The following is a 24939-nucleotide window of genomic DNA, read 5'->3' on the forward strand; positions in this document are numbered from 1 at the left end:
ATTTAAAACTTCACCCACTCGCAAGAATTGACTACTGGTTTTGGGTCTTATAAAGCTTGCCACTAGAGCCGAAATTACTTGCTTATAAAATTTTAAAATTTGATAGAGTTTTACCCGCATGCAGTGCGCCAGCACTATTGCGTGCACTTTGAGCGCGTTAAGGGATTGGGGGATATAAAGGGGGATAAGGGGGCGACTTACGCAATTCAAGCCCCTTTGTCCCCCTTTAAGTAAATTTCATCAATCTATGTGCAAATTTTAAATTTCATTCACTCACAAGAATTGGCTAGTAAAATTTGATGAAATTTAACAAAACCGCATGCAGTGCAAAATACCACCACATCCACCTTTCTATCTAGCTTCTACCTTTGGCATCTGAAGCATAAAATTTCTAGCTTCACTTAAAAGTACAGGCTTAAGGCCATCTACCAGAGTTTTTGGATCATAAATTCTCTCATATGAAAGTATTAAGACTCCATCTTTTTCAAGTAAAAAGTGGATTATTTCTATATTTTTACTACTAGTTTCATCTTTTATAAGAGCTAAAATTTGATCATTCTCTTCACTATAAAGCACCTCTTTAGCCTCTTTTATCTTCTTTTTTAGCTCAGCAAGCATACTTTCACTTTTTATATTTTTGTCAAATTTTACTCTAAAGCCTACGAAATGCTCATCAAAATTTTCATTTTTTAAAAAGTAAAAACTCTCATCTTTGGCTGTATTTTTCTTATAAAAAATGCTTCCATCAAATTTAAAACTTTGAACCAAACTTAGCTCGTCTGCAAAGCTAAAAATTCCAAAAAATATCAAGACAAAAAATAGAAATTTACGCATAAATTTGCACTCCAAATTTTTAAAAATTTGTCGCCATTTTGCCCAAAAATCGCTTAGCTTAATCAAAAAATAACAAAGCTTTTTATACAATCAAACATTTTTAATTTAAGGATCTTTTTGCAGTTACATCAAGCTAGCGAGCTTAGTATTCTTGTCGTTTTGGCATTTATCGTCTTTGCTTCGCCTTATATTTCTAAAATTTTACGCATTCCTGTCGCTCCTGCTGAGATAATACTTGGAGCACTAGCTAGCTACATCGGGCTTGTTGGTGAAAATGAGATGTTTAAGCTAATTAGCGAAGTTGGCTTCTTCTTTTTGATGTTTCTTGCCGGCATGGAGATCGATCTTAGAATGCTTATAAACATCGACCGCAAAATTTTGCGCCTAGGACTTATCTATCTTGCGCTCATCTACTCGCTAGCAACTGCACTTACATTTAGTTTTGATCTTAGTTTGCTCTATATTATCATTATCCCTATAATGGCCGTTGGCATGATATTTACGCTATTTAAAGAGTATGGCAGAGATGTGAAATGGTTAAATTTAAGCATGCTTATTGCAACTATTGGTGAGCTTATAAGCATTACGCTTTTGACATTTATAGCAGCCTATTTGCAGTTTGGAGCTAGTATAAATTTATGGCTAACGATTGGCTATTTGATCTTATTTTTAGCTATCAGCGTACTTAGCTTTAAAATTTTAGATGTGCTTTTTTGGTGGTATCCAGGGCTTAAAGTGATCCTTATGCCACACTACGACAAGGACGAAAAAGATATTAGACTAAGCATTGCAGTGTTTTTTTCGATGATTGCACTTATGCTTTATTTGAATTTAGAAGTTGCCTTTGGCGCGTTTATCGCAGGTATGTTTATAACGACATTTTTTGATCATAAAAAAGACTTACCGCACAAGCTTTCAAGTTTTGGATTTGGATTTTTGGTACCGATATTTTTTATACACATAGGCTCAACCTTCAAGCTCTCAAGCCTAAGCTCAAATGAAGTGATAAAAGATGCTATTTTTATATTTTGTGCGATGCTTGCCACAAGGCTTTTTTCAAGTGTGTTATTTGTAGGAAAATTAGGATTTAAGGGGATATTTTTGTTTTCCCTCTCACAATCCATGCCACTAACGCTTCTAGTAGCAGTTGCTACTATCGCACACAGATCAGGTGAGATAAGTGATTATTCTTACTCATCTTTTATCCTAGCAAGCCTAGCTCAAGCTATAATAGGGACAATAATTATAAAATTTCTAATGCAATCAAGAAGTAAGGAGTAAAAATGTCATCAAATACAGCTACGCTAACTGATAACAGAACCGGTAGGAGTTACGAGTTTCCTATACTAAAAGGCACTATGGGACCTGATGTGATAGACATCTCGACATTTTTTAGTGATACTGGAATGTTTACTTTTGACAGAGGTTATACTTCAACTGCGATGTGTCGCTCGGCGATAACTTATATAGACGGCTTAAAAGGCGAACTAATGTATAGAGGTTACGATATCGCGTATTTGGCCGAAAATAAGACATTTTTAGACGTGGCATATTTACTCTTAAACAAAGAGCTCCCAACAAATGATCAGTATATAAATTTTAAAACCGAGCTTAAAAAAAGAAGTTTTATACATGAAGGTATGATGAAGCTATTTGACGCATTCCCAGATAAAGCTCACCCTATGGCGATCTTGCAAGCAGCGGTCTCAGCCCTAAGTGCCTTTTACTCAGATCACTTAAATATGGATAAACCTGAAGAGTATCACGAAATGGCTATGCGTATAATCGCTAAAATTCCAACGATCGCGGCCTTTAGCTACCGCTACTCACGCGGACTTCCTATCATCTATCCAAATTTAGATCGTGGCTTTACTGAAAATTTCCTCTACATGATGAGAGGCTATCCGTACGAGCACGTCGATCTTAAGCCAATCGAGATAAAAGCACTTGATACGGTCTTTATGCTGCACGCAGATCACGAGCAAAATGCTTCAACAACGACTGTTAGAACCGTTGGCTCAACGCACGCTCACCCATACGCATGTATAAGTGCAGGTATTGGAGCACTTTGGGGCTGGGCTCATGGTGGGGCAAACGAGGGTGTCATACGTCAGCTTGAAGAGATAGGCTCTGTAGCAAATGTCGATAGATACATCGCTAGAGCAAAGGATAAAAACGATCCATTTAGGCTAATGGGCTTTGGTCACAGGGTCTATAAAAATTTTGATCCTCGCGCAAAAGTGCTTAAGAAGATGAGAGATCAGCTTATGGATGAGATAGGCATCAACTCAGAGCTTATTAAAATCGCAAACCGCATCGAAGAGATCGCGCTAAATGATGACTACTTTGTGAGTAGAAATTTATACCCAAACGTTGATTTTCACTCAGGGCTTATCCTAAAAGCGCTTGGCATACCAAACAATATGTTTGCCGTCATCTTCGTCATCGGCAGGACTCCAGGCTGGATCAGTCAGTGGATCGAGCTAAAAGAGCAAGATACGATAAAGATCGTCCGCCCAAGACAGCTTTATGTTGGAGAGACAAACAGAACACCAAAATGAGCGAGCTTCTAAATTTAGCTAAAAAAGCAGCCGTTAATGCTGGAGTGCAAATAATGAAATTTTACTCTGCAGATAATACGGCTCTTAAAGTCTACCTAAAAGATGATAGCTCGCCACTAACTAGCGCTGATCTAGCTGCAAATGAAGCGATAATAAAAATTCTAAGCAAAAGTAGGATAAAAATTTGCTCTGAAGAGAGTATCTTGCAAGAAAGCGATAAAGACGAGTTTTGGCTCGTAGATCCTCTTGATGGCACGAAAGAATTTCTAGCTAGAAACGGCGAATTTTGCGTTTGCATAGCGCTTATAAAAAAAGCTAGGCCGGTGCTTGGCGTGATATTTATCCCAGTTAGTAAAGAGCTTTTTTATGCTGATGAAAATGGCGCTTTTAAAGAAATTTTAGATAACAATGGTGAAATCATAAAGAGAGTTGATCTAAATAAAAAAGATAAAAATTTAGACAATCTAATCTTTTCAAGTAGAAGAGGCGATGCCAAAGAGATAGAATTTATAGGACAGAGCTTAAATTTTGAGCAAAGGTGCATCGGCTCAGCCATAAAATTTTGCCGTTTGGTTGAATTTGGCGGAGCTTATTTGAGATTTGCCCCAAGCTACCTTTGGGACAATGCTGCAGGAGAAGCGCTCGTAAATTTTTGTGGCGGAAAAGTATTTGACGCTAATAGCAGCAAAGAGATGAGCTACGAGCTTACTAATTTAAAAAGTCCATTTTTCATAGCTCTCTCAAAAAACACACTAAATCTAAAAGATAAAATCACACAGCTATATAAGCAAAGTAAAATTTAAACCTTAAATTTCTTCTAGTAGATAAAGCATGCTAGCTATTTTTGCTGTGCCTAGCACGTAGCTCATTATGTTTGCTGCGACTTTATCTTTTTTAAGCACTTTGCCATTTATGTCAAATATATCTTCGTTATTCTCTTTGATAAATTTCAAAGCTTTTGCTGCGACATCTTCTAAGCTATTTTTACCATCAAGCAATAAAAGTATGTAATAATCGATATTGTTAAGCTTTCTTGAAATGCTAAATTTATTAGCAAAAACAACATCGGCATTATTTTTATGATTTAAGAAATATCTTACATAATTTATTAAATTTTGACTAAGCCTTGAATAGCCGGGCCTATACTCGATATTTTTTTGCTCATCTTTTAAGATCATTGCATCAGACGAGTTTGTTAAAATTCTTACAAAGGCGCTATAAACCATGAGCTTATCTTCTGGCAAAATTTCTAAAATCTGAGAAAGGTTTATACTAGCTGGATACATCTTATAAAAGACCTCGCAAAGCCATGATATATCTTGTGGCATAGCACCATAACTATCTTGCCACTGGTTATCTTTCTTTATAAAATCTGCCACAACGTGAATTTTATTGATATCGCTTGGGCCTATTTGTTTATTGGCTATGCTCTCATAAGTTTTGCTATGGACTATTAGGCTTTGTCTAAATACTTTGTTGCTAATCATATCCATGAATTGCTCTAGATCGATTCTGTCCTTAAACTTGTTATTTTTGTATTCATCTACTACGGCTGTGCCAACATCTGGGGTAAAAATATCATCAAGCGTATATTCACAAAGATAAGTAAGATCATTTTTGGCAAGCATGGCATTAAAATCTTTAAAATAAAATGGATCATTTGTGTATTCTAAAAACTCATGAGCTATGTAAAAGTCATCTTTTGAGAGCACATGTTCTGTTACAAAAAGAAGCATCTTAAGAGGTATTTTTCCCTCATAAATTTCTTCATCTCTTGTTAGCAAATATTCTTTATAGACTAAAAGTGCTTCTTTGGCTGCTTTTAACCTCTCTTGCATGCTCTCTTTATCTTTTGCGGCAAGTAGCATTATATCTCTTACGATATCTTTTACTTTCCAGCCAGGATAAACATTATAAGAGATAAATGCCACGCCATTTGCACTTAAATTCTCTCTTACAACTTTTAATATAGCTTCTTTTACAAAGTCAGGCACCCAGCTAAAAACGCCATGAGCAATGATATAGTCAAATTTCTCATCACTCTTAAACTCACAAATATCGCCATGTATAAGCTCTAAATTTGTAAGCCCCATCTCTTTAACGATCTCTTGCCCACGCCTTATCTGCTCTCCACTGAGGTCTATACCAACTACTTTTGCGTTTTTATTATTCGCTGCAAATGGGATCAAATTTCCGCCAAAGCTACATCCTATCTCTAAAACTCTTGCATTTTTGCACGGCGGCGGGTTTACGCCAAGAAGTGTAGCACAAGCTTCAAGCCTGTAAGGTGATGATTGTGCAAAAGCTATGGATTTGTAAGTTAGCTCGTCATAAGACTTTTCGATTTTGCTATTTTGACTCATTTTGGCCCCTAGTAGTCTTTTTCTTTGAGTTTTTCTAGCATATTTTTAGCATCATTTTCTGGATCATCTACTATATATGCGCGCCTTACCTTACCATATTTTATGATGAGCGTTTGGCGAAAGTAGAATTTATGTCCATTTGATGCAGAAAAAACCGGAAGTTCAAGTGCTCTCTCAAGCATAAACTCACTATCATTTAAAAACATGACTCCAGCAGAAGTCTCTTCTTGAAATTTCTTTTGAGCTGCGATATCTTGTGAGCTAATGGCCACTACCATGAAGCCAAGATCGTTAAAATCTTTTAAAAATTTCTTGTAGTTTATGGCTTGTTTGGTGCAGCCTTTCATGCCCGCAGTATTTTGCAGTTGCTCGCTTAAAAGACTAAAGTCCTCGCCTATTTTTGGATAGATGAAAATAACGCAGTCGTGCGTTCTTGCAAAGGCAGAGAAATCAAATTCCTTACCATCTAAGGTATTTAAATATATACTTGTAGGCACTTTTATCATACTTCATCCTTTAAAATTTTTTACTATTATATCTCTATAAGCTTTGTCTTAAGCTTTTTTAGAATTTAAAAGATAAACTACGAAAAGAACAAAAAAGCTAATTATTAACATCAAAAGTGCATAGATATGAGCCTTGGTGTAATCAAGCATTTCAACCGCTTCAAATATCGCAATACTCGCGACCTTGCTCTCTCCAGCTACGCTACCACCTATCATTAAAACAACACCAAACTCGCCCATAGTGTGAGCAAAGCTAACGACAGTAGCTGTTAATAAATTTGATCTTATGCTTGGCAAAATCACCCTAAAAATAGTCGTGAGCTTATTTTTGCCAAGGCTATAACTTGCTTCAAAAAGGCTCTTTTTTAGGCTATTTAGCCCAGCATAAATCGGCCCAAACATAAATGGCAATGAATAGATGCAACTTGCCACAACAAGACCTGTGAAGTTAAAAACAAGCCTAACTCCAAAAATTTCCTCGATAAATTTACCAAAGGCCGAATAAGGTGAAAGAAAAATGAGCAGATAAAAGCCAAGAACACTTGGTGGCAAGACCAGAGGTAGTGAGATTACCGACTCTAAAAACGACTTGCCAAAAAATTTCTTTTGAGACATAAAATAGGCAAGTGCGATGCAAACAAAAAATAAAATAAAAGTTGTTATGAAAGATAATTTTAGTGATAGCCAAAATGGCTCGTAATCGATACTTTTTAACTCGTCTATCATGCTTTTTCCAAATTTACGCTAAACGCTTTTGTGCTAACTACCACCATATCGCCTGCTTTTAGATTCATTGCTTCGCTGCTACTTAGCACCACTTCACAAATTTGGCGGTTTATTAATACATTTGCCACATAAATAGCATCACGTTTTTTTATCTCTAAAATTTTAGCGTTAAAGGCAAATTTCTGTGATCCTGCACTCTTTAAAAATATCTCACTTGCGCTACCTGATCTTGAAATTTTTCCATTTTCAAGGACAAAGACTTTATTGCAAAGCTTATAAATTTCAGCGATATCATGGCTTACTAAAATAATGCTCATCTTAAACTCATCATGAAGTGCTAGTAAATAGTCTTGAAGTTTCTCACGCATGGCGTTATCAAGCGCACTTAACGGCTCATCAAGTAGTAAAATTTCAGGCTTTCTCATAACTGCACGGGCCAAAGCAACGCGTTGCTTTTGACCACCAGAAAGAGTGCTAATCTTTGCATTTTTTAGACTTGTTAGACCGCAGATATCAAGAAGCTTGTTTGCTAGAGCTAGATCATTTTTTGCAAAGAGTAAATTTTTAAAGACATTCATATTTTCAAAAAGTGCATAGTCTTGAAATAAAAAGCCGATATTTCGCTTTTGTGGAGCCAAATTTGTCTTTTCATCAAAGAAAATTTTATCTCCAACCTTTATAAAGCCACTTTGTGGTGCTTCAAAGCCAGCGATTAATCGTAAAATAGTAGTCTTTCCGCCACCGCTTGCTCCATAAAGTGCGACAAAATCACCACTTTCAAAGCTAAGATCAGCCTCAAGTAAAAATTTTCCGCCACCGCCATTTAGCTCTTTTTTACAAGAAATTTCTATCATTTTTGTGTACTTATGTGAATGCTTGTAGATTTTATATAGGCAAAGACTTCATCGTTTTCACCTACGTTCATAGTTTTTAATGCGTGATTTGAGATAATAGCTTCGAAGTGGATTTGATCGCACTTTAGGCCAACAATGCTTAAAACTTCACCAAAATTTATAGCCTCTACCACGCATTTTAATTCATTCTCAAGTGAGCTGGCGTCAAGTTTGTTTTTTGCCAAGATAACATCGGAGCTTTTAAAACCTAAGTCAATCTCATCATCTAAGGCGAATTTGCTAGCCTCATTTAAGACTAGCATAAATAAATTTGCCTCTAAATTTATACCCTTTAACTCAAATAAGCTAACGTTATCTTTATTTAAAATTCCAACGATCTTTGCTCTTATCATTTAGCTGGAACGTTGTAACCAAATTTCTTGAAAATTTCTCTTGATTTATCACCTAAGATAAACTCATAAAATGCTTTTGCATCATAATTTTTTTCAGCATGTTTTAGAAGAACTATGCCTTGATCAATCGGAGTGTATAGCTCTTGAGGCACGAAGATGTAGTTAGTGCCCTCTTTGTATTTTGACATTTTCTCATCAAAAAGTGCGCTAGCAGCGATAAAACCTACATCAGAAGCACTTAATGCTTGAGATAGAGTTTCAGAAATTTTTTGAGCATAGACGATATTTTTTTCTACTTCGTCATAAAGTTTTGCGTTTTTAAGAGCCTCTATACTAGCTTTGCCGTATGGTGCAGTTTGTGGATTTGCAATAGAAATCGCTTTTAAGCCACGAACAACTTCGATACCTTTTTTGAAATCAACATTTCTAATAGAGAAGATAGCAACAGCGCCTTGTGCATAAACTTTTGGAGCAGCTACTGCAAATCCTGTGTCATAAGCTTTTTGAGTAAAGCCCATATCAGCGGCCATGAATATATCAGCTGGAGCTGAATTTTGTATCTGAGTAACAAGACCACCGCTTGCGCCAAGAGTTAGGTTGATTTTAGCATCTGGATGAAGCTTATTAAACTCTTTTATAAGCTCAGGAAATGCGTATGTTGTGTTTGCTGCTGCATATACATTTACTTCAGCACCAAATGCGTTTATGGCAAGCAAAGCTGCCACACATAAAAATTTAAAAACTTTTCTCATTTAAACTCCTATAATGATTTGAGATGATTTTACTATTGCTAAAAGTGTATCGCCGACGCCTATTTGCATCTGGATAGCACTATCTTTTGTGATGATGGCAGTTAAAGTCTGCTCATCGCTTAGTTTTAAAGTGATTTCAGCATTTACAGCACCTATCTTTGCTTCGATCACTTCGCCTTTTAATTGATTTTTTGTGCTTATTTTTATATCTAGATCCTTGGCCAAAATGACAGCTGGAGCTTTAAAAATATAAATAACTTTTTGTCCAACTTTTAGTCCTAAATTTTTCTCACTCTCGACTGTAATGTTTGACTCAAGCGTACAGCCATTACTTAGTTTTGCAACTATTTGAGAATTTACCGCACCGCGGTTTATGCCAATAATCTCGCATGAGAGCTGATTTCTAGCACTTAAGTTCATATTCATTCTTTGAAGATTTATAATATCTACATCCTCAAAATCTACTTTTTGACAAATTTTTTGCAAAAAGTCCTTTTGGGTCTCAAGAATGGCATCATAAATTTTTATCAGTTTATTAGCATACTCGCTTAGCTCAGAGCCACTATTTTTTTTATTTCCATCAGCTCTAATAATAAGCGGCTTGCTACTTTTGTTATTTATCGTATCAAGACAGTCCCAAGCATTTTTATATGATATGCCAACCAATTCCGCTGCTTTTGTGATACTTTTTGTCTCTTTTATGGCCTTTAATAATGTAATATGTTTAGCTAAAACCTGTGTATCTTCGCCTAAAAATAGTTCTAAATTTATATCTGCTTTCAAAATTTTTACCTTTACTATATTGGAGAATAATTTGTGAAGTATATCTAATTATATTAATCCTTAAGCTTAAAGATTTAAGTCGATTTATAAATTTCTCTTAATTTCTTGTAAAGTTTTTAAAAGATAAAATCAAGCTACATTTTATAAATAAAAATAAGGCTTAGTATGAAATTTTTGCTTTCTATCTTTTTTAGTTTGCTTTTAGCCTGTGCTAATACGGACATAAATACGAATAGCGAAAGCGATGAATTTGATGTTGAATTTGAAGCAAGAAAAGATGTTTTTGACCCGCTTAGTGGTTACAATAGAATGATGACACATGCAAATGACTTTATCTATGTAAATATGCTAACTCCGGTGGCAAAAGGCTATGCCTATGTTGTGCCAAAAACAGCTAGAACAATGGTTTCAAATTTCTTTGACAATCTGCTTTTCCCAGTTCGCTTTGTAAATAACTTACTTCAGTTTAAATTTCAAAATGCTGGCGAAGAGACATTAAGATTTTTAGCAAATACGATAATAGGCTTTGGCGGACTAACAGACGGAGCAAAATACTACAATCTCAAACCTCACGATGAAGATTTTGGACAAACGCTTGGATATTGGGGGCTTGGCAGCGGTTTTCATATAGTTTGGCCACTTATTGGACCATCAAATTTAAGAGATACTGGTGGTATGGTCGGAGATTATTTTGCTGATCCTATTAGCTACGTTGATCCTATACTTTTATCAACTGGTATCAAGTCATATAGAGCGTTTAATAGCTTTTCGCAAGATCCAACAGCTTATGAAAAACTAAGAAAAGATGCTATTGATCTTTATCCATTTTTACGCGATGCTTACGAGCAAAGACGCGATAAGCTTATCAAGGAGTAAATATGAAAATTTTAAAAATTCTAACTATGATTTTACTTTTTACAACTAGCCTTTTTGCTATTTCAAAAGAGCAGATCAAACCTGAAGTAGAGATGAAAACAACAAAGGTTATTGAAATTTTAAAAGATACAAATTTAGACAATAATGCAAAGACAAAAGAAATTTTTGCTCTTCTTGATCCATTTTTTGACTATAAACAAATGGCAAAGATAAGCCTTGGTAAACGTTACAACAGTCTAAGTAGCGATGAGCAAGCCAAATTTGACGCAGCATTTGAGCAAAAACTAAAAAGCTCATACATAGATAAACTTTTAGGGTATAAAGATCAAGAGATACATATAACTGGCGAGAGCGAACCTCAAAAAAATAGATACTGGCTCACATCAGAGCTTATAAATGATGGCAAGAGCTACGAATTTGTCTATAAATTTTATGACGCTAAAGAGCGTGGTTGGCTCATTTACGATCTTGATATCGTTGGTGTAAGTATCATTCAAACATACAGAAGCCAGTTTGGCGATGTGCTAAATAACGCTGATTTCAATACCCTTTTACAAAAGCTAAACGAAGCTGTTTTGCCTGATCAAAATAAAACCAACCCTTAATGCGACAAATTTTTAAATTTATCATTGCTAAAAACAAGCTTATTATTGCTCTAATTTTAGCTTTAAGCGTAGTTTTTGGCTATCTTAGCACTAAGCTTAGCGTTGATGCGTCAGCTGAAACGCTACTGCTTGAGCATGATCCTGACTTAAAAGCTTATAGAGAGATAGCCAAACGCTACGACTCACCCGGATTTTTAGTGGTTGCTTTTACCCCAAAAGACGATCTTTTTTCACCTAAAAATTTAGAACTTATCAAAAATTTAGGCGATGAACTAGCTAAAAATGATATGGTAAATAGCGTCATCTCTATAATAAATATTCCGCTTTTAAATAGTGTAAAAGGCGGGATTACTGGTATCTTAGATCATACTCCAACGCTGCAAGATAAAGATATAAATATTTCAAAAGCAAAGCTCGAGTTTGCCAAAAGTCCGATTTACAGCGGAAATTTGATAAGCAAAGATCTAAAAACCACAGCGATTGCTCTAAATTTAAAACAAGATGAGAAATTTAATGAGCTTGTAAATGAGAGAAATTTACTTAGCCAAAAAGAGTCAAACGGCACTATCACACAAGCCGAGCGACTTAAGCTAGAGGCTCTTGCCTATGAGTTTAAAGCCTACCGAGATGAGCTTAGAAAGAGCGATCACGAAAACCTTGAGGCCATAAAGGCAACCATAGCTAAATTTAACGCAAATGACGAGCTATTCTTAGGCGGTGCAAATATGATCGCTGATGATATGATAGGCTTTATAAAGAGCGATCTTTTAGTCTATGGCTTAAGTGTACTTGCTCTTCTTAGCTTTAGTTTATGGCTATTTTTCAGGCAGGTTAGATGGATAGTTTTGCCGATGTTTATATGTGCCGTAAGTGCTATTTTTACGACCGGAATTTTTGGTATATTTGACTGGGAAGTGACGGTCATTAGCTCAAACTACATCGCACTTCAGCTCATCATTACTATTTCAACTGTGATTCATCTTGTCGTTAGCTACCGAGAATTTTACGCAAAGCATCCAAAATATAGCCAAAATCAGCTAATTTATCTAACGCTTCGTGATAAATTCTCTCCATCTTTTTGGGCGATATTTACCACGGTTATTGGCTTTAGCTCTCTTATGAGTGCTGATATAAAGCCAGTTATCATGCTTGGCATTATGATGAGCACTGGCATTAGCGTTTCGCTTGTACTTGCGTTTTTGCTATTTGGCGCGATAAATGTAAATTTAGAAAAATTAGCTCCCATTAGAACCTTTGAAAATAGCTTTAAATTTACAAAATACTGCGCGAATTTAGCCCTAAACTCAAGAAAGATCATCTATGCAGTCTGCGTTCTAGTCGTTTGTTTTGGCATTTATGGCATAAGCAAGATAAAGGTTGAAAATAGCTTCATTGGCTACTTTAAAGAAAGCACAGAAATTCGTCAAGGAATGCAAGTTATTGATACCAAACTTGGCGGCACGATACCAGTTGATGTGATAGTGAAATTTAAAGAGCAAAAACAAGAAAAAAATGCCGAGCAAGATGAGTTTGAAAATGAGTTTGAAAGCAACGCTAAGGATGCAAAGTACTGGTTTAATAGCTATCACACAAGGGTTGCTGAGAAGATTCATGATTACTTAAAAGAGCAAAAATTTGTCGGACATGTAAGCTCGCTAGCAACTCTCATAAAAGCCATAAAAGAGCTAAATAACGGTGTAAGTGATGATTTTTTATTAGCTGCGATGTATGAGAAATTACCACAAAATTATAAAAATATCTTATTAAGTCCTTATGTAAGCGTTGAAGATGATGAACTTAGATTTAGTATAAGGATCGTCGATAGCGACTCTGAACTTAGACGAAATTTATTTCTAAAGGAGCTTAGAGAAGGGCTAGCACAGCTTACTAAAAACGACAATGTAAGCATAGAAGTTGCCGGCATGATGGTGCTTTATAACAATATGCTTCAAAATTTACTTAGCTCGCAAGTTGATACTTTTGGACTAACTGTCGCTATACTTTTTGTCATATTTTGCTTTATCTTTAGGAGCATAAAGCTAGCAACCATTGCGATAGTTTCAAATTTAATCCCGCTTTGCACACTCTTTGGCGTGATGGGATTTTTTGGCATTCCGCTTGATGTGATGAGTATAACGATCGCAGCCATTAGTATTGGTATCGGTGTTGATGATATCATTCACTACATACACCGCTTTAAAGAAGAAATGCTTACAAAAAGTGTTTTTGAGAGTATTAAAGCTGCTCATGCAAGCATCGGATATGCGATGTATTACACATCTTTCACCATTTTTCTTGGCTTTAGTGTGATGATAACTAGCAATTTTATTCCAACTATATATTTTGGCTTACTAACCGATCTTGTTATGGTTTTTATGCTTCTTGGCGCGCTAATCATCTTACCAAGCCTAATAGCAAGCTTTGTAAAAAAAGAGCGATATTTAAGCTAAATTTATTTGATAACTTTGATAAATGAGTAGACATCGGCCACGCCATCAATATGCTTAGCATACCAAATAGCATGTTTTTCTTGTTCAATGCTATCAACTACGCCGCTAAATACAACATCGCAGCCAACTATGCTAACACGCACATTTGTGCCCTCAACTATACTATCTTTAAAAAGATTTTGCTTTAAGTTTGCAAGAATTTTTAGACTATCGCACGGATATTCTGGCTTTTTTATACGAAGATAGGTATAAATTTTTCGCACACCATCTGTACTTTTGGCCAGTTCTACTAGCTTATCTTCAAGCTCTTTACTATCAACAAGTCCGATCAGATAGGCATCTCCGTAAAAGACCTCTATCTCGATGTCGATATTACTAAGCCCTTTTGAAAATAAAATTTTGCTTTGCAATTTGCTTTGTATAAATTTATCTCTTGTGATTGAGTAAATACCACGTTTATCACGCGAAATAGAGTACGCATCATATACATTTAGTGGTGCAGTTGCTGGAGAAAGAACCGAAGAGCAAGAGCAAAAAAATAGAGCCAAAAATGCAAAAACGCTAAATTTTAAAATCAGAAATCCTTTTGTAATTTCAAAAAGTTTATAGAAAATGGGCTAAAATTTATCTAAATCTGCTAGAATAACGCACACGGAGGATAAAGTAATCTGGTGATGCTCACGGGCTTCAAACCCGATGACTGGGCGGTTGACCGTCTGGTGGGGAGTTCGATTCTCTCATCCTCTCGCCACTCTCATTTTAAATTTTGCTTTTATCAAGCAAATTTATAATCCCAAATAAAATAAAGCTTAATACAACCAAAACAAGGCTTAAAACTAGTGCTTCATCGCTTTTACCATCGTATACGGCATTATAAATGGCAAGCGAAATAGTGTCTGTTTTGCCTATGATATTGCCACCCAAAATTAGTGTTATGCCAACCTCGCCAAGCCCACGCGAGATCGCTAAGATAAAAGCCGCTGCTACGCTTTTTGCAACACATGGGAAGAGCACGAAAATAGCTGTTTGAAATTTATCTTTTCCAAGGCTATATGCTGCTTCACTTAGGCTTTTTGAAAGTGAGCCAAGAGTAGAAGCGACAGGCTTTACAAAAAGTGGTAGCGAAGCTATAAAAGCAGCTAATACAAGAGCCTTAAAACTAAAAATAATTTCTAAATTTAAAGCCTTGCCGACGATACCATTTTTGCCAAGCAGATAAAGCAGTAAAAATCCAGTAGCAATGGGCGGAAAGATGAGCGGAAAAGTTACGATTATCTCTAAAATAGCTTTAAATTTAGCCTTACTAAAAGCTAAATAATAAGCCAAAGCCAGCCCAAAAATGATAAGCAAAGCCCCTTGACACAAAACGACCTTTATGCTTAAAAATAGCGGATCAAAAAGCCAAGAGAGCTCTTGCAAATTTCGCCTTATCTTATGCCAAATTTAGTGTAAATTTCTTTTGATCTCTCGCTTTTTAGCTCATTTAAAAATTTCTTACAATCAGCCTTTTTGTCGCATCCTTCAAGCTTTGCAGCTACGATGTTTGCTGGAGCGTAAAGCGATTTGTCTATCAAGATAAAACTACCAAATTCGTCTTTGTGTGCGTTTAGTTCGGTCTGATTGATAAATCCAGCATCAACTTCGCCATTTAATACATAAGTAACGACTTGTGGCACGCCAGCAACTGCTAAAATTTTATCTTTTAGCTCGCCACTTAAATTTGCTTTTTGCATAAATTCACTAGCCCTTTTGCCATAAACCGTCTTTACAGCATCTGGCATAGCGATCTTAGAAAGCGTTTTTAGCTCTTCAACTTTTTCTATTTTCACACCTTTTTTAGTAGCTAGCACCAAGGCGCCTGAGCCTAAATTTACATATTCAGCGATCTTTAAATCAGACTTTTTCAAAAAGCCTTCATCGCCTACGATCACGTCAGTTTTGCCCTCTTTTGCCTGCGCCATGATCGCTATGATGTTTGCAAAAGAAGTGTCGATATTTACGCCATCTTTTTTGAGATTTTGTGCGACTGCCTCAACTATCTTTTTATATCCACCGCCCGCACTTACTAGCAAATTTTCATTGCCAAATGCAAAAATTGCAACCATTAAAAGTAAGAACTTTTTCATATTTTTCCTTTAAAAGTAAAATTTCAAGATTTTATAAAATATACTCTTATACATTCTTAAAATATATTTTTATAATTTTTACTTTTCTACCAAAATGCTATAATCACGATAAAAAAGGACAGACATGAACGAACTTGAGCTAAAGATGCAAGGCAAGATAAAAAGGCTAACAGATAAGACTTTTAGGCTAGATCCAAGGATCGGCGAGGGCTACTTTACTGCGAAATATTTTCTAAAAGTAAATGAGATAATTAAGCAAAACCTGCCTGATCAGCACGTGACGATGCAGTTTTTCCAAAGGCGCGACGATATCTTGCTTTGTGGCATCGACGAAGTTTTAGCGATAATCAATAAATTTGCCAAAAACCCAAGCGAGCTTGAAATTTATGCGCTTGATGATGGCGATATCATAAACGCAAACGAGCCAGTTTTAAAGATAAGTGGCAAGTATGAGGATTTTGGCTTTTTAGAAAACGTCATCGACGCGACGCTTACTAGAAGAAGCTGCGTAGCGACAAACTCAAGAGACGTGATAAAAGCGGCAAATGGCAAGGACGTCTTTAGCATGGCTGATAGACAAGATGACATCTGCACGCAGTCAGGCGACGGCTACGCCTCATTTATCGGCGGTATAAAAAAGGTCGCCACAGACGCTCAGGGCGAGCTTACAGGGCTAAAAGGTGGAGGCACCATGCCTCACGCACTCATTCAAATGTGCGGCGGAGATATAGTAAAAGCCTCAGAAATTTATGCTAAAACCTTTGAAAATGAGAAGATCACGGCCTTAGTGGACTACAACAACGACGTAATCACGGACGCACTAAACGCTGCAAATGCCCTAAAAGAGAGGCTTGGCGCAGTTAGAGTTGATACTAGTAAAAATTTGATAGATAAGTATTTTGAGGACAAAGATACAAGTAAATTTGACCCACATGGCGTTTGCAAGGAGCTTATATTTGCCCTAAGAGAGGCGCTTGATAAAGCTGGCTTTAGTCACGTTAAAATCGTCGTTAGCTCAGGCTTTAACCCACAAAAAATGAGTGAATTTGAGAAATTTAACACCCCAGTTGATATTTACGGCGTGGGAAGTTATCTTGTTAAAAATGACATTTGTGGCTTTACTGGCGATCTAGTCGAGCTAAACGGCAAAGATGAGGCAAAATTTGGCAGAAAAAATTTTGCTTCAGATAGGCTAAAGAGAGTAAAATTTTAAGAGAAAAGATGAAATTTATAAAAATTTTAATGTTTCTGTCACTTTTGCTGACTACTTGCAATGCCGCAAACTACGCTAATGCCTTTGAAAAAGTGGGCATCCTTGAAGACGGAGTTTATCGTTTGAGCAAAAATGGACTTGGGGTGAACAAAGATCTGCTTGTAAAGGTGATCTCGGTGCAAAACGCAGAAATTCCTCACAAAAAGATCATCTCGATGCTAAATATCCCTAAAAAATCTAAAATCAATGACTTTAAAACAAGCGATGCTGGCGTAATAGTGTGGCCATTTTACGAGTTTGAGGGCAAATTTATAACGACAATAATCGTTGAAAATATAAAAAAAGAAGATAGCGATAAAAAACTTATTAAGATGCTTGAGTTTAAGCATCCGTTTTACTCGACGCTCCAAGCTCGAAGAAAAGATGCTAAAGACGCCATAGACGTGAAATACGTGCTAAATTTCAAAGAGGCGAAGCTGGTAAAATCGTTTCAAAACCGCCCTTAAAACTTTATTTTAAATAAATTTCATTAAAATGGCATAATCAAAAAAAGGATCGTCTTTGCAAAATTTCAAGAATATAAACGTCGCTCACTCGCCTGATGCTGACGATATTTTCATGTATGCCGCGGTCAAATTTGGCTGGGTTAGCAGTAAAAATTTAGCCTTCACATCAAAGGCGCTTGATATCGAAACGCTAAACGAAGAGGCGCTAAAAGGCACTTATGAGGCAACAGCGATCAGCTTTGCTCTCTATCCAAAAATTTGCGATGAATTTGCACTTTTACGCTGCGCGGTGAGCTTTGGCAAAGGCTATGGCCCAAAGCTTATCAAGCTAAAAGGCAAGCAGCTAAAGCGAAATTTCAAGGTCGCTCTCTCTGGCAAAAACACGACAAATGCCCTACTCTTTCGCATAGCCTATCCAGAGGCAAGGATAGTTTATAAAAATTTTCTTGAGATCGAAAATGCTGTGCTTAGTGGCGAGGTCGATGCTGGCGTGCTAATACATGAAAGTATCTTAAATTTCTCAGACCAGCTCTGCGTAGAGCGTGAAATTTGGGATATCTGGAGCGAGCTAAACGGCGAAAATTTGCCGCTTCCACTTGGTGGCATGGCGCTTAGACGAAGCCTACCGATAACTGACGCGATCGAGTGCGAAAGAGTGCTTAGCGAAGCTGTCAGGATCGCCACTTCGCACAAGCCATTTTTATCTCACATGCTAATGGAGCGAAATCTCATCAGAGTTGGCAAAGAGGATCTTAAAACGTATCTAAATTTATACGCAAATGACGAGTCTATAAGCATGAACGAAACGCAGCTAAAAGCGCTAAACAAGCTCTATCAAATAGGCTATGACAAAGGTTTTTTTGAAAAGCCAATCGACATAAACGACTATCTCATTCCAACTGAATACAACGAAGTAAGGTTTAGTTGATGCAAAGTACGCTTGTCTCGCTTGGAGTTGAAACCTTTAAAATCGCCCTTTACATCAGCCTTCCGATGCTACTAAGCGGACTAATCGCTGGTCTTATCATCTCCATTTTTCAAGCGACCACGCAGATAAACGAAACCACACTAAGCTTCGTGCCAAAAATTTTGCTAGTCGTCGTTGTCATCATATTTTTGATGCCTTGGATGATCTCGATGATGGTTGAATTTACCACTCGTATGCTTGATTTTATACCGGAATTTATCCAGTGACGAGGCTTGTTGATTTTTCTAAATTTACCTCGGTTAGGATAGGTGGCGTGCATGAAATTTTCGAGGTTGATAGCCTTGAAGATCTAAGCTCACCTTACTTTTTAGGCTCTGTGATGATAGGCGGGGGCAACAACCTTCTTATCTCGCCAAATCCCCCAAAAATGGCGATGCTTGGCAAGAGTTTTGACTATATAAATTTAGAAATTTGTGATGAGAAAATTTACCTTGAGATAGGTGCTGCGACAAAATCAGCCAAAATTTATAGCTTCTGCAAACAAAATAACATCGCGAACCTTGAGTTTTTAAAAAATATCCCAGGCACTCTTGGCGGACTTATCAAAATGAACGCTGGGCTGCTTAAATTTAGCATAAGCGACAACCTCACGCATGTGCGTCTGGCTCGTGGCTGGGTGCGCAAAGAGGAGATAAGCTTTAGCTACCGCCACAGCGGCATAGATGAGGCCATTTTGGGAGCTAAATTTGAGCTTTCTAGTGGCTTTGATGCGAGCATATCTGATGCTATAAGCGCAAAAAGAGCAAATCAACCAAAAGGCGCTAGCTTTGGCAGCTGCTTTGTAAATCCTGAAGGGCACTTTGCGGGGGTAATGCTTGAGGCAGTTGGACTAAAGGGATACGCGATCGGCGGAGCGAAATTTAGCGAAGTGCACGCAAATTTTTTGATAAATTTTAACCACGCAAGCTTTGAGGACGCCACTAGCCTTATAAATTTGGCTAGAGCTAGAGTTTTAGAGAAATTTGGCGTAGAGCTTAAGACTGAAGTTTGCATTTTATAAGGATGATGATGAGTGAGTTTTTGAGCGAAGTTTTTACCCTTTCACTTTTGTTTATAGCTATCGGTCTTTACGCCATTTATAGGGCTAAAAAGGCGCAAAGTGAGCATGAGAAAAATGTGGCTGATTATGATAAAAACTTACTAAATTTTGCCAAAATTTTAGGCGTTCAAAATCACATAGACCTAGTTAAATTTGATGAAATTTTAGCCCAGGCCTTAAAAGAAAAACTAATTTTTAAATTTAATAAATCTACCACTCAAGAGGAATTTCTCTCTTTTTTAAAAGATGATAATTTCAAAACAAAACCCCAAATTTCACAAAACAGTATCGATGAAGCTTTTTTAAACCTTTGCGCAAGCGCGCTTGTAGAGCCATTTAAGCTAGCGATACTAAAAAATGAAGATCAAATTTATGGATTTTTGTTTGAAAAAGAGCATCTTTTTGCTCTTATTGATAGTGCTGCGCTGCTTGGCGAAAATATTATAATTTGCGAGTAAATCAAGTAAAATTCATCTCTTTTTAGATAAAATCAAGCCAAATTTCAACTATAAGGTAAAAAATGGCAAAAGAAAAAGATAGTGACAAAAAGATAGCTATCCCAGAGAGCGAAGCGGACAAGAAAAAGGCGCTTGAGCTTGCTCTAAAGCAGATCGATAAAGCTTTTGGCAAAGGCACGCTTTTAAGACTTGGCGACAAAGAGGTTGAGGCTATCGAGTCGATACCGACTGGCTCGCTAGGGCTTGATCTGGCTCTTGGCATAGGCGGCGTTCCAAAAGGCAGAATCATCGAGATCTACGGACCAGAGAGCTCTGGTAAGACTACGCTCACACTTCACATCATAGCTGAAGCGCAAAAAGCTGGTGGAATTTGTGCATTTGTCGATGCCGAGCACGCACTAGACGTAAAATACGCCTCAAATTTAGGTGTAAATACCGACAACCTTTACGTCTCTCAGCCAGACTTTGGCGAGCAGGCACTTGAGATCGTTGAGACACTTGCAAGAAGCGGAGCGATCGATCTTATCGTAGTTGATAGCGTCGCAGCTCTTACTCCAAAGAGCGAGATAGATGGTGATATGGGCGATCAGCACGTGGGCCTTCAGGCAAGGCTTATGAGCCAAGCACTTAGAAAGCTAACTGGAATTTTAAGCAAGATGAAGACAACTGTCATCTTCATCAACCAAATTCGTATGAAGATCGGTATGATGGGATATGGCACGCCAGAGACCACAACTGGCGGTAATGCGCTTAAATTTTACTCATCAGTAAGGATCGATGTAAGAAAGATAGCCACGCTTAAACAAAACGACGAGCCTATCGGCAACCGCACAAAAGCAAAAGTCGTTAAAAACAAGGTCGCGCCTCCATTTAAAGTGGCTGAATTTGACATCATGTTTGGCGAAGGTGTGAGCAAAGAGGGCGAGATCATCGACTATGGCGTAAAGCTCGACATCATCGACAAATCAGGCGCGTGGTTTAGCTACAAGGCCGAAAAACTGGGTCAAGGTAGAGAAAACGCCAAAGCTTACCTAAAAGAGCATCCAGAAATTTCTGATGAGATAGTAGCGGCGATAAAAGGCTCAATGGGGATCGATCACCTAATAAGCAGCGGCGCAAAAGACGAAGACGACGACACAAACGAAGCAGGAGATGAATAATGGTATTTATTGAAGATGTAGAAGCTCACGAGGTTTTAGACAGCAGAGGCAACCCAACAGTTCGTGCGACAGTTAGACTAAGCGACGGAACTGAGGCAAGCGCGATCGTACCAAGCGGCGCAAGCACTGGCAAGCGCGAGGCGCTCGAGCTTCGTGACAAAGACGAGAGATACGCTGGCAAAGGCGTTTTAAAGGCTGTTTCAAATGTAAATGAAAAGATCGCAGAAGCAGTGATAGGACTTGATGCTTACAACCAAAAGGCAGTCGATGCGGAGATGCTTGAGCTTGACGGCACGCACAACTACTCAAATTTAGGCGCAAACGCAGTTCTTGGCGTATCTATGGCAGTAGCTCGCGCAGCTGCAAAGAGCCTAAATATCCCGCTCTACCGCTACCTTGGCGGTGCAAACGCTAGTATCTTGCCTGTGCCGATGTTTAACATCATAAATGGCGGCGCACACGCAAATAATAGCGTTGATTTTCAAGAATTTATGATCATGCCATTTGGCTTTAGCACATTTAGCGAGGCGCTAAGAGCTGCAACTGAAATTTATCACAAGCTAAAATCTATCCTAAACGCAGCTGGCCACAGCACGGCTGTCGGCGACGAGGGCGGTTTTGCTCCAAATTTAAAAGACAACGAAGAGCCACTAAAGCTTATCTCTCAGGCTGTAAAAGAGGCTGGATATGAGCTAGGCAGCCAGATAAAACTAGCGCTTGACGTCGCTTCAAGCGAGCTTTACAAAGACGGCAAATACGAGCTTGAGGGCAAGAAATTTAGCAGTGACGAGCTCATTAGCTACTACGAAAAACTTTGCGAAAAATATCCGATATTCTCTATCGAAGATGGTCTTAGCGAGGACGACTGGAGCGGTTGGGCTGAGCTTACAAAAAGGCTTGGCAGCAAGGTGCAGCTAGTTGGCGACGATCTTTTTGTTACAAATGAGAAAATTTTACGCGAAGGCATCGAGAAAAAGATCGCAAATGCAATCTTAATTAAGCCAAATCAAATAGGCTCAGTCACACAAACCATGCAAACTGTCCGCCTTGCTCAAAGAAACGGATATCGCTGCATAATGAGCCATAGAAGCGGCGAGAGCGAAGATGCATTCATCGCTGACTTTGCAGTCGCACTAAACACTGGCGAGATAAAGACAGGTGCTACTTCAAGAAGCGAGCGCAACGCAAAATACAACCGTTTGCTTGAGATCGAGCTTGAGGCGGGCGAGTTTTTGGGGGATAATATTTGAGCGAAATTTTAGACGAATATGGCAACACCGATGGCATATTTCATAAAATTTTAAAATACATTAGACCGACATTACGCTACGTCATAGCCACCATTTGTGTGGCTATGTTTGCTTTTTATGTAGGCAATATGATGTTTGGCAAACGCTCACTTGATGTTATGTTAAGCCTTCAGAGCAAAAAAGAGAGGCTTAGCGAAGACGTGGAAATTTTAAAAAAAATGAACGCGCGTCTGCAAAAAGATTATTTTGAATTACAAGGCCTTGAGCCAGACTTTAATAAAAAGTAGGAATGATGAAAAAATTTTGGTTAGTTTTATCTATATTTGCAGCAAGCGTCTTTGCTAGAGAGAACCCATTTATGCCTATTAGCGAGCTAAATACAAGCGTTATGACAACAAATATCATAGAAAAATTTGATAGCTTTGATTCTCTTTCGTTTAAATTTCCAAGCGATGCGGCACTTTTACTAGATGTCACCATAAGATATAGAGCAAATGACGGTACTATAAAGGAAAAAAGGCTAGCTGATATAAATAAAACTATCGATTACAGCGATGAATTTGCTTTAAATAAGGTAAAAAATCCAGAACCAATCGTGGCAAAAAAGCTAGATGTTTCGGTCACAATGGCAAATATGCCTAGCCAAAAAGTAAGCACTCCTGTGATAATAGAAAAAAATGAAACTAAAATTTCAAATAAAGATAGAAATAAAACCTCAGATATGCCAACTCCAAGTGTTGTAGTGATCGATCTTAGCACAGACAAAACAAAAGAAACTACCACAAAGCCTGAACAAAAGGTGGTCGAGATAAAGATTGAGCCTAGTACAAAACCAGTTGATAATGTAAAAAACGGAAAGGATGTTAAATTTCTAGGTTTTATAAGCTTTCTAGCCAATAACAAAGAGCTAAAAATCGCTACAAAAGCTAAAAATTTAAAGCATTTTGCTTATGAGAAAAATAAGATCGTTCTTGACTTTGCAAGACCGCCAAGAAGCTTTAAAACTAAGAGCTTAAAACTTGAAAATGAATATTTTAAAAATGTGATCATAGGTTGGCATGATAGATATTTTAGAGTGGTTTTAGAGCTTGATAAGATGCATAAATATAAGCTTGAAGCCGTTGAAAATGGATATTTGCTTAAGCTTTTATAGTTTAATTTTAAAAAGAGTAGATTTTATAAAATTTCAAATATAATACTTTTCAAAATAAAAATTTAAGGTTATTGATTTGAAATACCCGCTTGATTGTAAAGATAATTTTGAAAACTCATTTATATTTTGGCTTACTCGCTACGTCAAATTTAAACTTAGCTCACTTTCAAATAAAGAGCTGCGAGATCCAAAGGCGCTTGCAAGTGTGAATTACGCTCTAAGCCGCGAAGTAAAGAACATTGACCAGCTTGATGGCTTGGTAAAAAGCGCGAGAAATGCAGGGCTTACTGGCATAAATACCTACTTTAATCCACTTAAAAAAATATATGAAACGATGAAATTTTACGAGCTTAGCAGCCTAAAGCAGATCGATGAAGAGCTGTTAAGCGAAATACTAGCTAGCACGACTGGCGGACTAAGCGATGCTAGTAAGAAAAATTACCGCATCTCAGTGATAAATTTCTTTGCATTTTTAGACAAACAAAATGAAGAGGATGGCAAGGCTCATGTTTTTGATATAAATTTAAAAAACTGGGGCGGAGTGAGTGGCAACAAAGGGCAAAAGTTACCTGAGTTTATGGGCGAAGATGAGGTCAAAAAATTTCTTGATGCGATCGAGGAGAGTGATTTTAAGCAAAACTCAAATCGCAATAAGCTCATAATAAAAACGATAATTTTTACTGGCATTCGTGTGAGCGAGGCTCTAAATTTAAAGCGAAAAGACATCACTGAAGATGGCGATCTTTTTATCATTAGGATCCGGGGCAAAGGCAACAAATACCGCATCGTTATGATAAAACGACACTTAATAGAAGCTCATCTAAACGCGATTGCAATAAACTACATCAACAAAGAGGGCTATCTTTTCATCAATAAAAAAGGCACCAGACTGACGCAAGCCTATGTAAGTCGCATAGTGGAGCAGATCCTTTTTAAAGCCGGTATCAGAAAAGAGAAAAATGGTGCTCACATGCTACGCCACACCTTTGCAACGATGCTTTACAAGAAGCAAAAAGACCTTGTTTTGGTGCAAGAAGCTCTTGGGCATGCAAGCTTAAATACCTCAAGAATTTACACTCACTTTGATAGCGACAAGCTAAAACTTGCCGCAAAGGTAGCTGAAGATTTTTAGCGGGAGAGTAGATTTCACTTCTTGTGCCAAAAGCCATAATAAATAAAAAGCTTTATGAGAAAACTTATACGTGATTTATAAATTAGATAAGTCCACCTAGTAGTAAGATTTATTGGGATTTAAAAACGTCTTTCATATAAATACAATGAAAAAATGATGGCAAAATTTAAGAATAAATAGTAACTAAGAAATAAAAATTTAAAGCTCTAGTT

The 24939-nt window shown here is 37.4% G+C and carries 28 protein-coding genes and 1 tRNA gene; 18 read left to right on the top strand and 11 right to left on the bottom strand.

The window, feature by feature from the left end; genetic code table 11:
- Positions 1-351: 351 nt before the first annotated feature.
- Positions 352-834: a hypothetical protein gene (locus FZ940_RS03530; RefSeq protein ID WP_148821495.1), complete on the bottom strand. Its 483-nt coding sequence runs from the start codon at positions 832-834 to the stop codon at positions 352-354.
- A 117-nt stretch (positions 835-951) separates the two neighbouring features.
- Here FZ940_RS03530 and FZ940_RS03535 point away from each other — a divergent pair, with 117 nt between their 5' ends.
- From FZ940_RS03535 to FZ940_RS03545, 3 genes are read left to right on the top strand one after another with little or no spacing between them, the layout of a single operon-like run.
- The gene (locus FZ940_RS03535; protein WP_107770581.1) at positions 952-2115 is read left to right on the top strand and encodes a cation:proton antiporter; all 1164 of its coding nucleotides are present in this window, start codon (positions 952-954) and stop codon (positions 2113-2115) included.
- A 2-nt stretch (positions 2116-2117) separates the two neighbouring features.
- Entirely contained in the window at positions 2118-3395 is a 1278-nt protein-coding gene (locus FZ940_RS03540) for a citrate synthase (RefSeq protein WP_148821496.1), read from the top strand.
- Positions 3392-4198 (top strand): 3'(2'),5'-bisphosphate nucleotidase CysQ family protein, encoded by an 807-nt coding sequence (locus FZ940_RS03545; protein ID WP_148821497.1) that lies wholly within the window; start codon positions 3392-3394, stop codon positions 4196-4198. The genes FZ940_RS03540 and FZ940_RS03545 overlap by 4 nt, the downstream gene beginning before the upstream one ends.
- Before the next feature lie 3 nt (positions 4199-4201).
- Here FZ940_RS03545 and FZ940_RS03550 read toward each other — a convergent pair whose 3' ends face one another.
- Genes FZ940_RS03550 through FZ940_RS03580 form a run of 7 tightly spaced genes read right to left on the bottom strand, consistent with a single transcriptional unit; the run spans position 4202 to position 9771 of the window.
- The gene (locus FZ940_RS03550) at positions 4202-5758 is read right to left on the bottom strand and encodes a class I SAM-dependent methyltransferase (RefSeq protein WP_148821498.1); all 1557 of its coding nucleotides are present in this window, start codon (positions 5756-5758) and stop codon (positions 4202-4204) included.
- A gap of 8 nt (positions 5759-5766) precedes the next feature.
- Positions 5767-6264, bottom strand: coding sequence for a redoxin family protein (locus FZ940_RS03555; RefSeq protein ID WP_148821499.1), 498 nt, complete (start codon positions 6262-6264; stop codon positions 5767-5769).
- Positions 6265-6312: 48 nt separating this feature from the next.
- On the bottom strand, positions 6313-6990 hold the full coding sequence (gene modB, locus FZ940_RS03560) for a molybdate ABC transporter permease subunit (protein WP_084109623.1): 678 nt from the start codon (positions 6988-6990) through the stop codon (positions 6313-6315).
- Complete coding sequence (locus FZ940_RS03565) at positions 6987-7844, bottom strand: sulfate/molybdate ABC transporter ATP-binding protein (RefSeq protein WP_087579253.1); 858 nt, start codon at positions 7842-7844, stop codon at positions 6987-6989. The genes modB and FZ940_RS03565 overlap by 4 nt, the downstream gene beginning before the upstream one ends.
- Positions 7841-8236: a TOBE domain-containing protein gene (locus tag FZ940_RS03570; RefSeq protein WP_148821500.1), complete on the bottom strand. Its 396-nt coding sequence runs from the start codon at positions 8234-8236 to the stop codon at positions 7841-7843. The genes FZ940_RS03565 and FZ940_RS03570 overlap by 4 nt, the downstream gene beginning before the upstream one ends.
- On the bottom strand, positions 8233-8988 hold the full coding sequence (modA, locus tag FZ940_RS03575) for a molybdate ABC transporter substrate-binding protein (RefSeq protein ID WP_148821501.1): 756 nt from the start codon (positions 8986-8988) through the stop codon (positions 8233-8235). Before modA (FZ940_RS03575) ends, FZ940_RS03570 begins: the two co-directional genes overlap by 4 nt.
- Positions 8989-9771 (bottom strand): TOBE domain-containing protein, encoded by a 783-nt coding sequence (locus tag FZ940_RS03580; protein ID WP_021091753.1) that lies wholly within the window; start codon positions 9769-9771, stop codon positions 8989-8991.
- A gap of 165 nt (positions 9772-9936) precedes the next feature.
- Between FZ940_RS03580 and FZ940_RS03585 the strand changes: the two genes are divergently transcribed.
- Genes FZ940_RS03585 through FZ940_RS03595 form a run of 3 tightly spaced genes read left to right on the top strand, consistent with a single transcriptional unit; the run spans position 9937 to position 13702 of the window.
- Complete coding sequence (locus FZ940_RS03585; RefSeq protein ID WP_148821502.1) at positions 9937-10647, top strand: MlaA family lipoprotein; 711 nt, start codon at positions 9937-9939, stop codon at positions 10645-10647.
- A gap of 2 nt (positions 10648-10649) precedes the next feature.
- Positions 10650-11252, top strand: coding sequence for a Tgt2/MlaC family protein (locus FZ940_RS03590; RefSeq protein WP_103559843.1), 603 nt, complete (start codon positions 10650-10652; stop codon positions 11250-11252).
- On the top strand, positions 11252-13702 hold the full coding sequence (locus FZ940_RS03595; protein ID WP_148821503.1) for an efflux RND transporter permease subunit: 2451 nt from the start codon (positions 11252-11254) through the stop codon (positions 13700-13702). The genes FZ940_RS03590 and FZ940_RS03595 overlap by 1 nt, the downstream gene beginning before the upstream one ends.
- A gap of 2 nt (positions 13703-13704) precedes the next feature.
- Here FZ940_RS03595 and FZ940_RS03600 read toward each other — a convergent pair whose 3' ends face one another.
- Positions 13705-14280: a BON domain-containing protein gene (locus tag FZ940_RS03600; RefSeq protein ID WP_087580773.1), complete on the bottom strand. Its 576-nt coding sequence runs from the start codon at positions 14278-14280 to the stop codon at positions 13705-13707.
- A gap of 75 nt (positions 14281-14355) precedes the next feature.
- On the opposite strand from FZ940_RS03600, the gene FZ940_RS03605 reads away from it, so the two are divergent.
- A tRNA-Sec gene (locus FZ940_RS03605) sits at positions 14356-14453 on the top strand.
- Between the two features lie 8 nt (positions 14454-14461).
- Here the strand turns inward: FZ940_RS03605 and FZ940_RS03610 are convergent.
- Complete coding sequence (locus FZ940_RS03610; RefSeq protein WP_148821504.1) at positions 14462-15121, bottom strand: molybdate ABC transporter permease subunit; 660 nt, start codon at positions 15119-15121, stop codon at positions 14462-14464.
- An 8-nt stretch (positions 15122-15129) separates the two neighbouring features.
- Complete coding sequence (gene modA / locus FZ940_RS03615; protein WP_148821505.1) at positions 15130-15828, bottom strand: molybdate ABC transporter substrate-binding protein; 699 nt, start codon at positions 15826-15828, stop codon at positions 15130-15132.
- Between the two features lie 124 nt (positions 15829-15952).
- On the opposite strand from modA (FZ940_RS03615), the gene FZ940_RS03620 reads away from it, so the two are divergent.
- The 11 genes from FZ940_RS03620 (at position 15953) to FZ940_RS03670 (ending at position 24727) form a co-directional block, all read left to right on the top strand.
- A complete protein-coding gene (locus tag FZ940_RS03620) occupies positions 15953-17041 on the top strand; it encodes a nicotinate phosphoribosyltransferase (protein WP_148821506.1) in 1089 nt (362 codons plus the stop codon).
- Positions 17042-17049: 8 nt separating this feature from the next.
- Positions 17050-17547 (top strand): chemotaxis protein, encoded by a 498-nt coding sequence (locus FZ940_RS03625; RefSeq protein ID WP_148821507.1) that lies wholly within the window; start codon positions 17050-17052, stop codon positions 17545-17547.
- A gap of 112 nt (positions 17548-17659) precedes the next feature.
- Entirely contained in the window at positions 17660-18475 is an 816-nt protein-coding gene (locus FZ940_RS03630; protein WP_410368983.1) for a menaquinone biosynthesis family protein, read from the top strand.
- On the top strand, positions 18472-18741 hold the full coding sequence (gene fliQ, locus FZ940_RS03635) for a flagellar biosynthesis protein FliQ (RefSeq protein ID WP_223154231.1): 270 nt from the start codon (positions 18472-18474) through the stop codon (positions 18739-18741). Before FZ940_RS03630 ends, fliQ begins: the two co-directional genes overlap by 4 nt.
- Positions 18738-19535, top strand: coding sequence for a UDP-N-acetylmuramate dehydrogenase (locus tag FZ940_RS03640; protein WP_148821509.1), 798 nt, complete (start codon positions 18738-18740; stop codon positions 19533-19535). Before fliQ ends, FZ940_RS03640 begins: the two co-directional genes overlap by 4 nt.
- A gap of 8 nt (positions 19536-19543) precedes the next feature.
- Entirely contained in the window at positions 19544-20032 is a 489-nt protein-coding gene (locus FZ940_RS03645) for an addiction module antitoxin (RefSeq protein WP_148821510.1), read from the top strand.
- A 62-nt stretch (positions 20033-20094) separates the two neighbouring features.
- Positions 20095-21192, top strand: a complete 1098-nt coding sequence (gene recA, locus FZ940_RS03650) for a recombinase RecA (RefSeq protein WP_002940852.1) — start codon at positions 20095-20097, stop codon at positions 21190-21192.
- Positions 21192-22442: a phosphopyruvate hydratase gene (eno, locus tag FZ940_RS03655; RefSeq protein ID WP_103565812.1), complete on the top strand. Its 1251-nt coding sequence runs from the start codon at positions 21192-21194 to the stop codon at positions 22440-22442. Before recA ends, eno begins: the two co-directional genes overlap by 1 nt.
- A gap of 104 nt (positions 22443-22546) precedes the next feature.
- Positions 22547-22729 (top strand): hypothetical protein, encoded by a 183-nt coding sequence (locus FZ940_RS09730; protein ID WP_180378667.1) that lies wholly within the window; start codon positions 22547-22549, stop codon positions 22727-22729.
- A 5-nt stretch (positions 22730-22734) separates the two neighbouring features.
- Positions 22735-23595 (top strand): AMIN domain-containing protein, encoded by an 861-nt coding sequence (locus FZ940_RS03665; RefSeq protein WP_148821511.1) that lies wholly within the window; start codon positions 22735-22737, stop codon positions 23593-23595.
- A 76-nt stretch (positions 23596-23671) separates the two neighbouring features.
- On the top strand, positions 23672-24727 hold the full coding sequence (locus tag FZ940_RS03670; protein ID WP_148821512.1) for a tyrosine-type recombinase/integrase: 1056 nt from the start codon (positions 23672-23674) through the stop codon (positions 24725-24727).
- Positions 24728-24939 lie beyond the last annotated feature (212 nt).

Source organism: Campylobacter concisus, from assembly GCF_902460415.1.
In the GTDB taxonomy this organism is placed as follows: Bacteria; Campylobacterota; Campylobacteria; order Campylobacterales; family Campylobacteraceae; genus Campylobacter_A; species Campylobacter_A concisus_Y.

What these genes read in the sequence shown, in the direction of transcription:
- eno (WP_103565812.1), top strand. Translation starts at nt 21,192, where the DNA reads ATGGTATTTATTGAAGATGTAGAAGCTCACGAGGTTTTAGACAGCAGA.
- FZ940_RS03595 (WP_148821503.1), top strand. Translation starts at nt 11,252, where the DNA reads ATGCGACAAATTTTTAAATTTATCATTGCTAAAAACAAGCTTATTATT.
- FZ940_RS03570 (WP_148821500.1), bottom strand. Translation starts at nt 8,236, where the DNA reads ATGATAAGAGCAAAGATCGTTGGAATTTTAAATAAAGATAACGTTAGC.
- recA (WP_002940852.1), top strand. Translation starts at nt 20,095, where the DNA reads ATGGCAAAAGAAAAAGATAGTGACAAAAAGATAGCTATCCCAGAGAGC.
- FZ940_RS03590 (WP_103559843.1), top strand. Translation starts at nt 10,650, where the DNA reads ATGAAAATTTTAAAAATTCTAACTATGATTTTACTTTTTACAACTAGC.
- FZ940_RS03625 (WP_148821507.1), top strand. Translation starts at nt 17,050, where the DNA reads ATGAAATTTATAAAAATTTTAATGTTTCTGTCACTTTTGCTGACTACT.
- FZ940_RS03550 (WP_148821498.1), bottom strand. Translation starts at nt 5,758, where the DNA reads ATGAGTCAAAATAGCAAAATCGAAAAGTCTTATGACGAGCTAACTTAC.
- FZ940_RS03585 (WP_148821502.1), top strand. Translation starts at nt 9,937, where the DNA reads ATGAAATTTTTGCTTTCTATCTTTTTTAGTTTGCTTTTAGCCTGTGCT.
- modA (WP_148821501.1), bottom strand. Translation starts at nt 8,988, where the DNA reads ATGAGAAAAGTTTTTAAATTTTTATGTGTGGCAGCTTTGCTTGCCATA.
- FZ940_RS03545 (WP_148821497.1), top strand. Translation starts at nt 3,392, where the DNA reads ATGAGCGAGCTTCTAAATTTAGCTAAAAAAGCAGCCGTTAATGCTGGA.
- modA (WP_148821505.1), bottom strand. Translation starts at nt 15,828, where the DNA reads ATGAAAAAGTTCTTACTTTTAATGGTTGCAATTTTTGCATTTGGCAAT.
- FZ940_RS09730 (WP_180378667.1), top strand. Translation starts at nt 22,547, where the DNA reads ATGTTTGCTTTTTATGTAGGCAATATGATGTTTGGCAAACGCTCACTT.
- FZ940_RS03540 (WP_148821496.1), top strand. Translation starts at nt 2,118, where the DNA reads ATGTCATCAAATACAGCTACGCTAACTGATAACAGAACCGGTAGGAGT.
- FZ940_RS03555 (WP_148821499.1), bottom strand. Translation starts at nt 6,264, where the DNA reads ATGATAAAAGTGCCTACAAGTATATATTTAAATACCTTAGATGGTAAG.
- FZ940_RS03565 (WP_087579253.1), bottom strand. Translation starts at nt 7,844, where the DNA reads ATGATAGAAATTTCTTGTAAAAAAGAGCTAAATGGCGGTGGCGGAAAA.
- FZ940_RS03530 (WP_148821495.1), bottom strand. Translation starts at nt 834, where the DNA reads ATGCGTAAATTTCTATTTTTTGTCTTGATATTTTTTGGAATTTTTAGC.
- FZ940_RS03665 (WP_148821511.1), top strand. Translation starts at nt 22,735, where the DNA reads ATGAAAAAATTTTGGTTAGTTTTATCTATATTTGCAGCAAGCGTCTTT.
- modB (WP_084109623.1), bottom strand. Translation starts at nt 6,990, where the DNA reads ATGATAGACGAGTTAAAAAGTATCGATTACGAGCCATTTTGGCTATCA.
- FZ940_RS03645 (WP_148821510.1), top strand. Translation starts at nt 19,544, where the DNA reads ATGAGTGAGTTTTTGAGCGAAGTTTTTACCCTTTCACTTTTGTTTATA.
- FZ940_RS03630 (WP_410368983.1), top strand. Translation starts at nt 17,660, where the DNA reads ATGTATGCCGCGGTCAAATTTGGCTGGGTTAGCAGTAAAAATTTAGCC.
- FZ940_RS03620 (WP_148821506.1), top strand. Translation starts at nt 15,953, where the DNA reads ATGAACGAACTTGAGCTAAAGATGCAAGGCAAGATAAAAAGGCTAACA.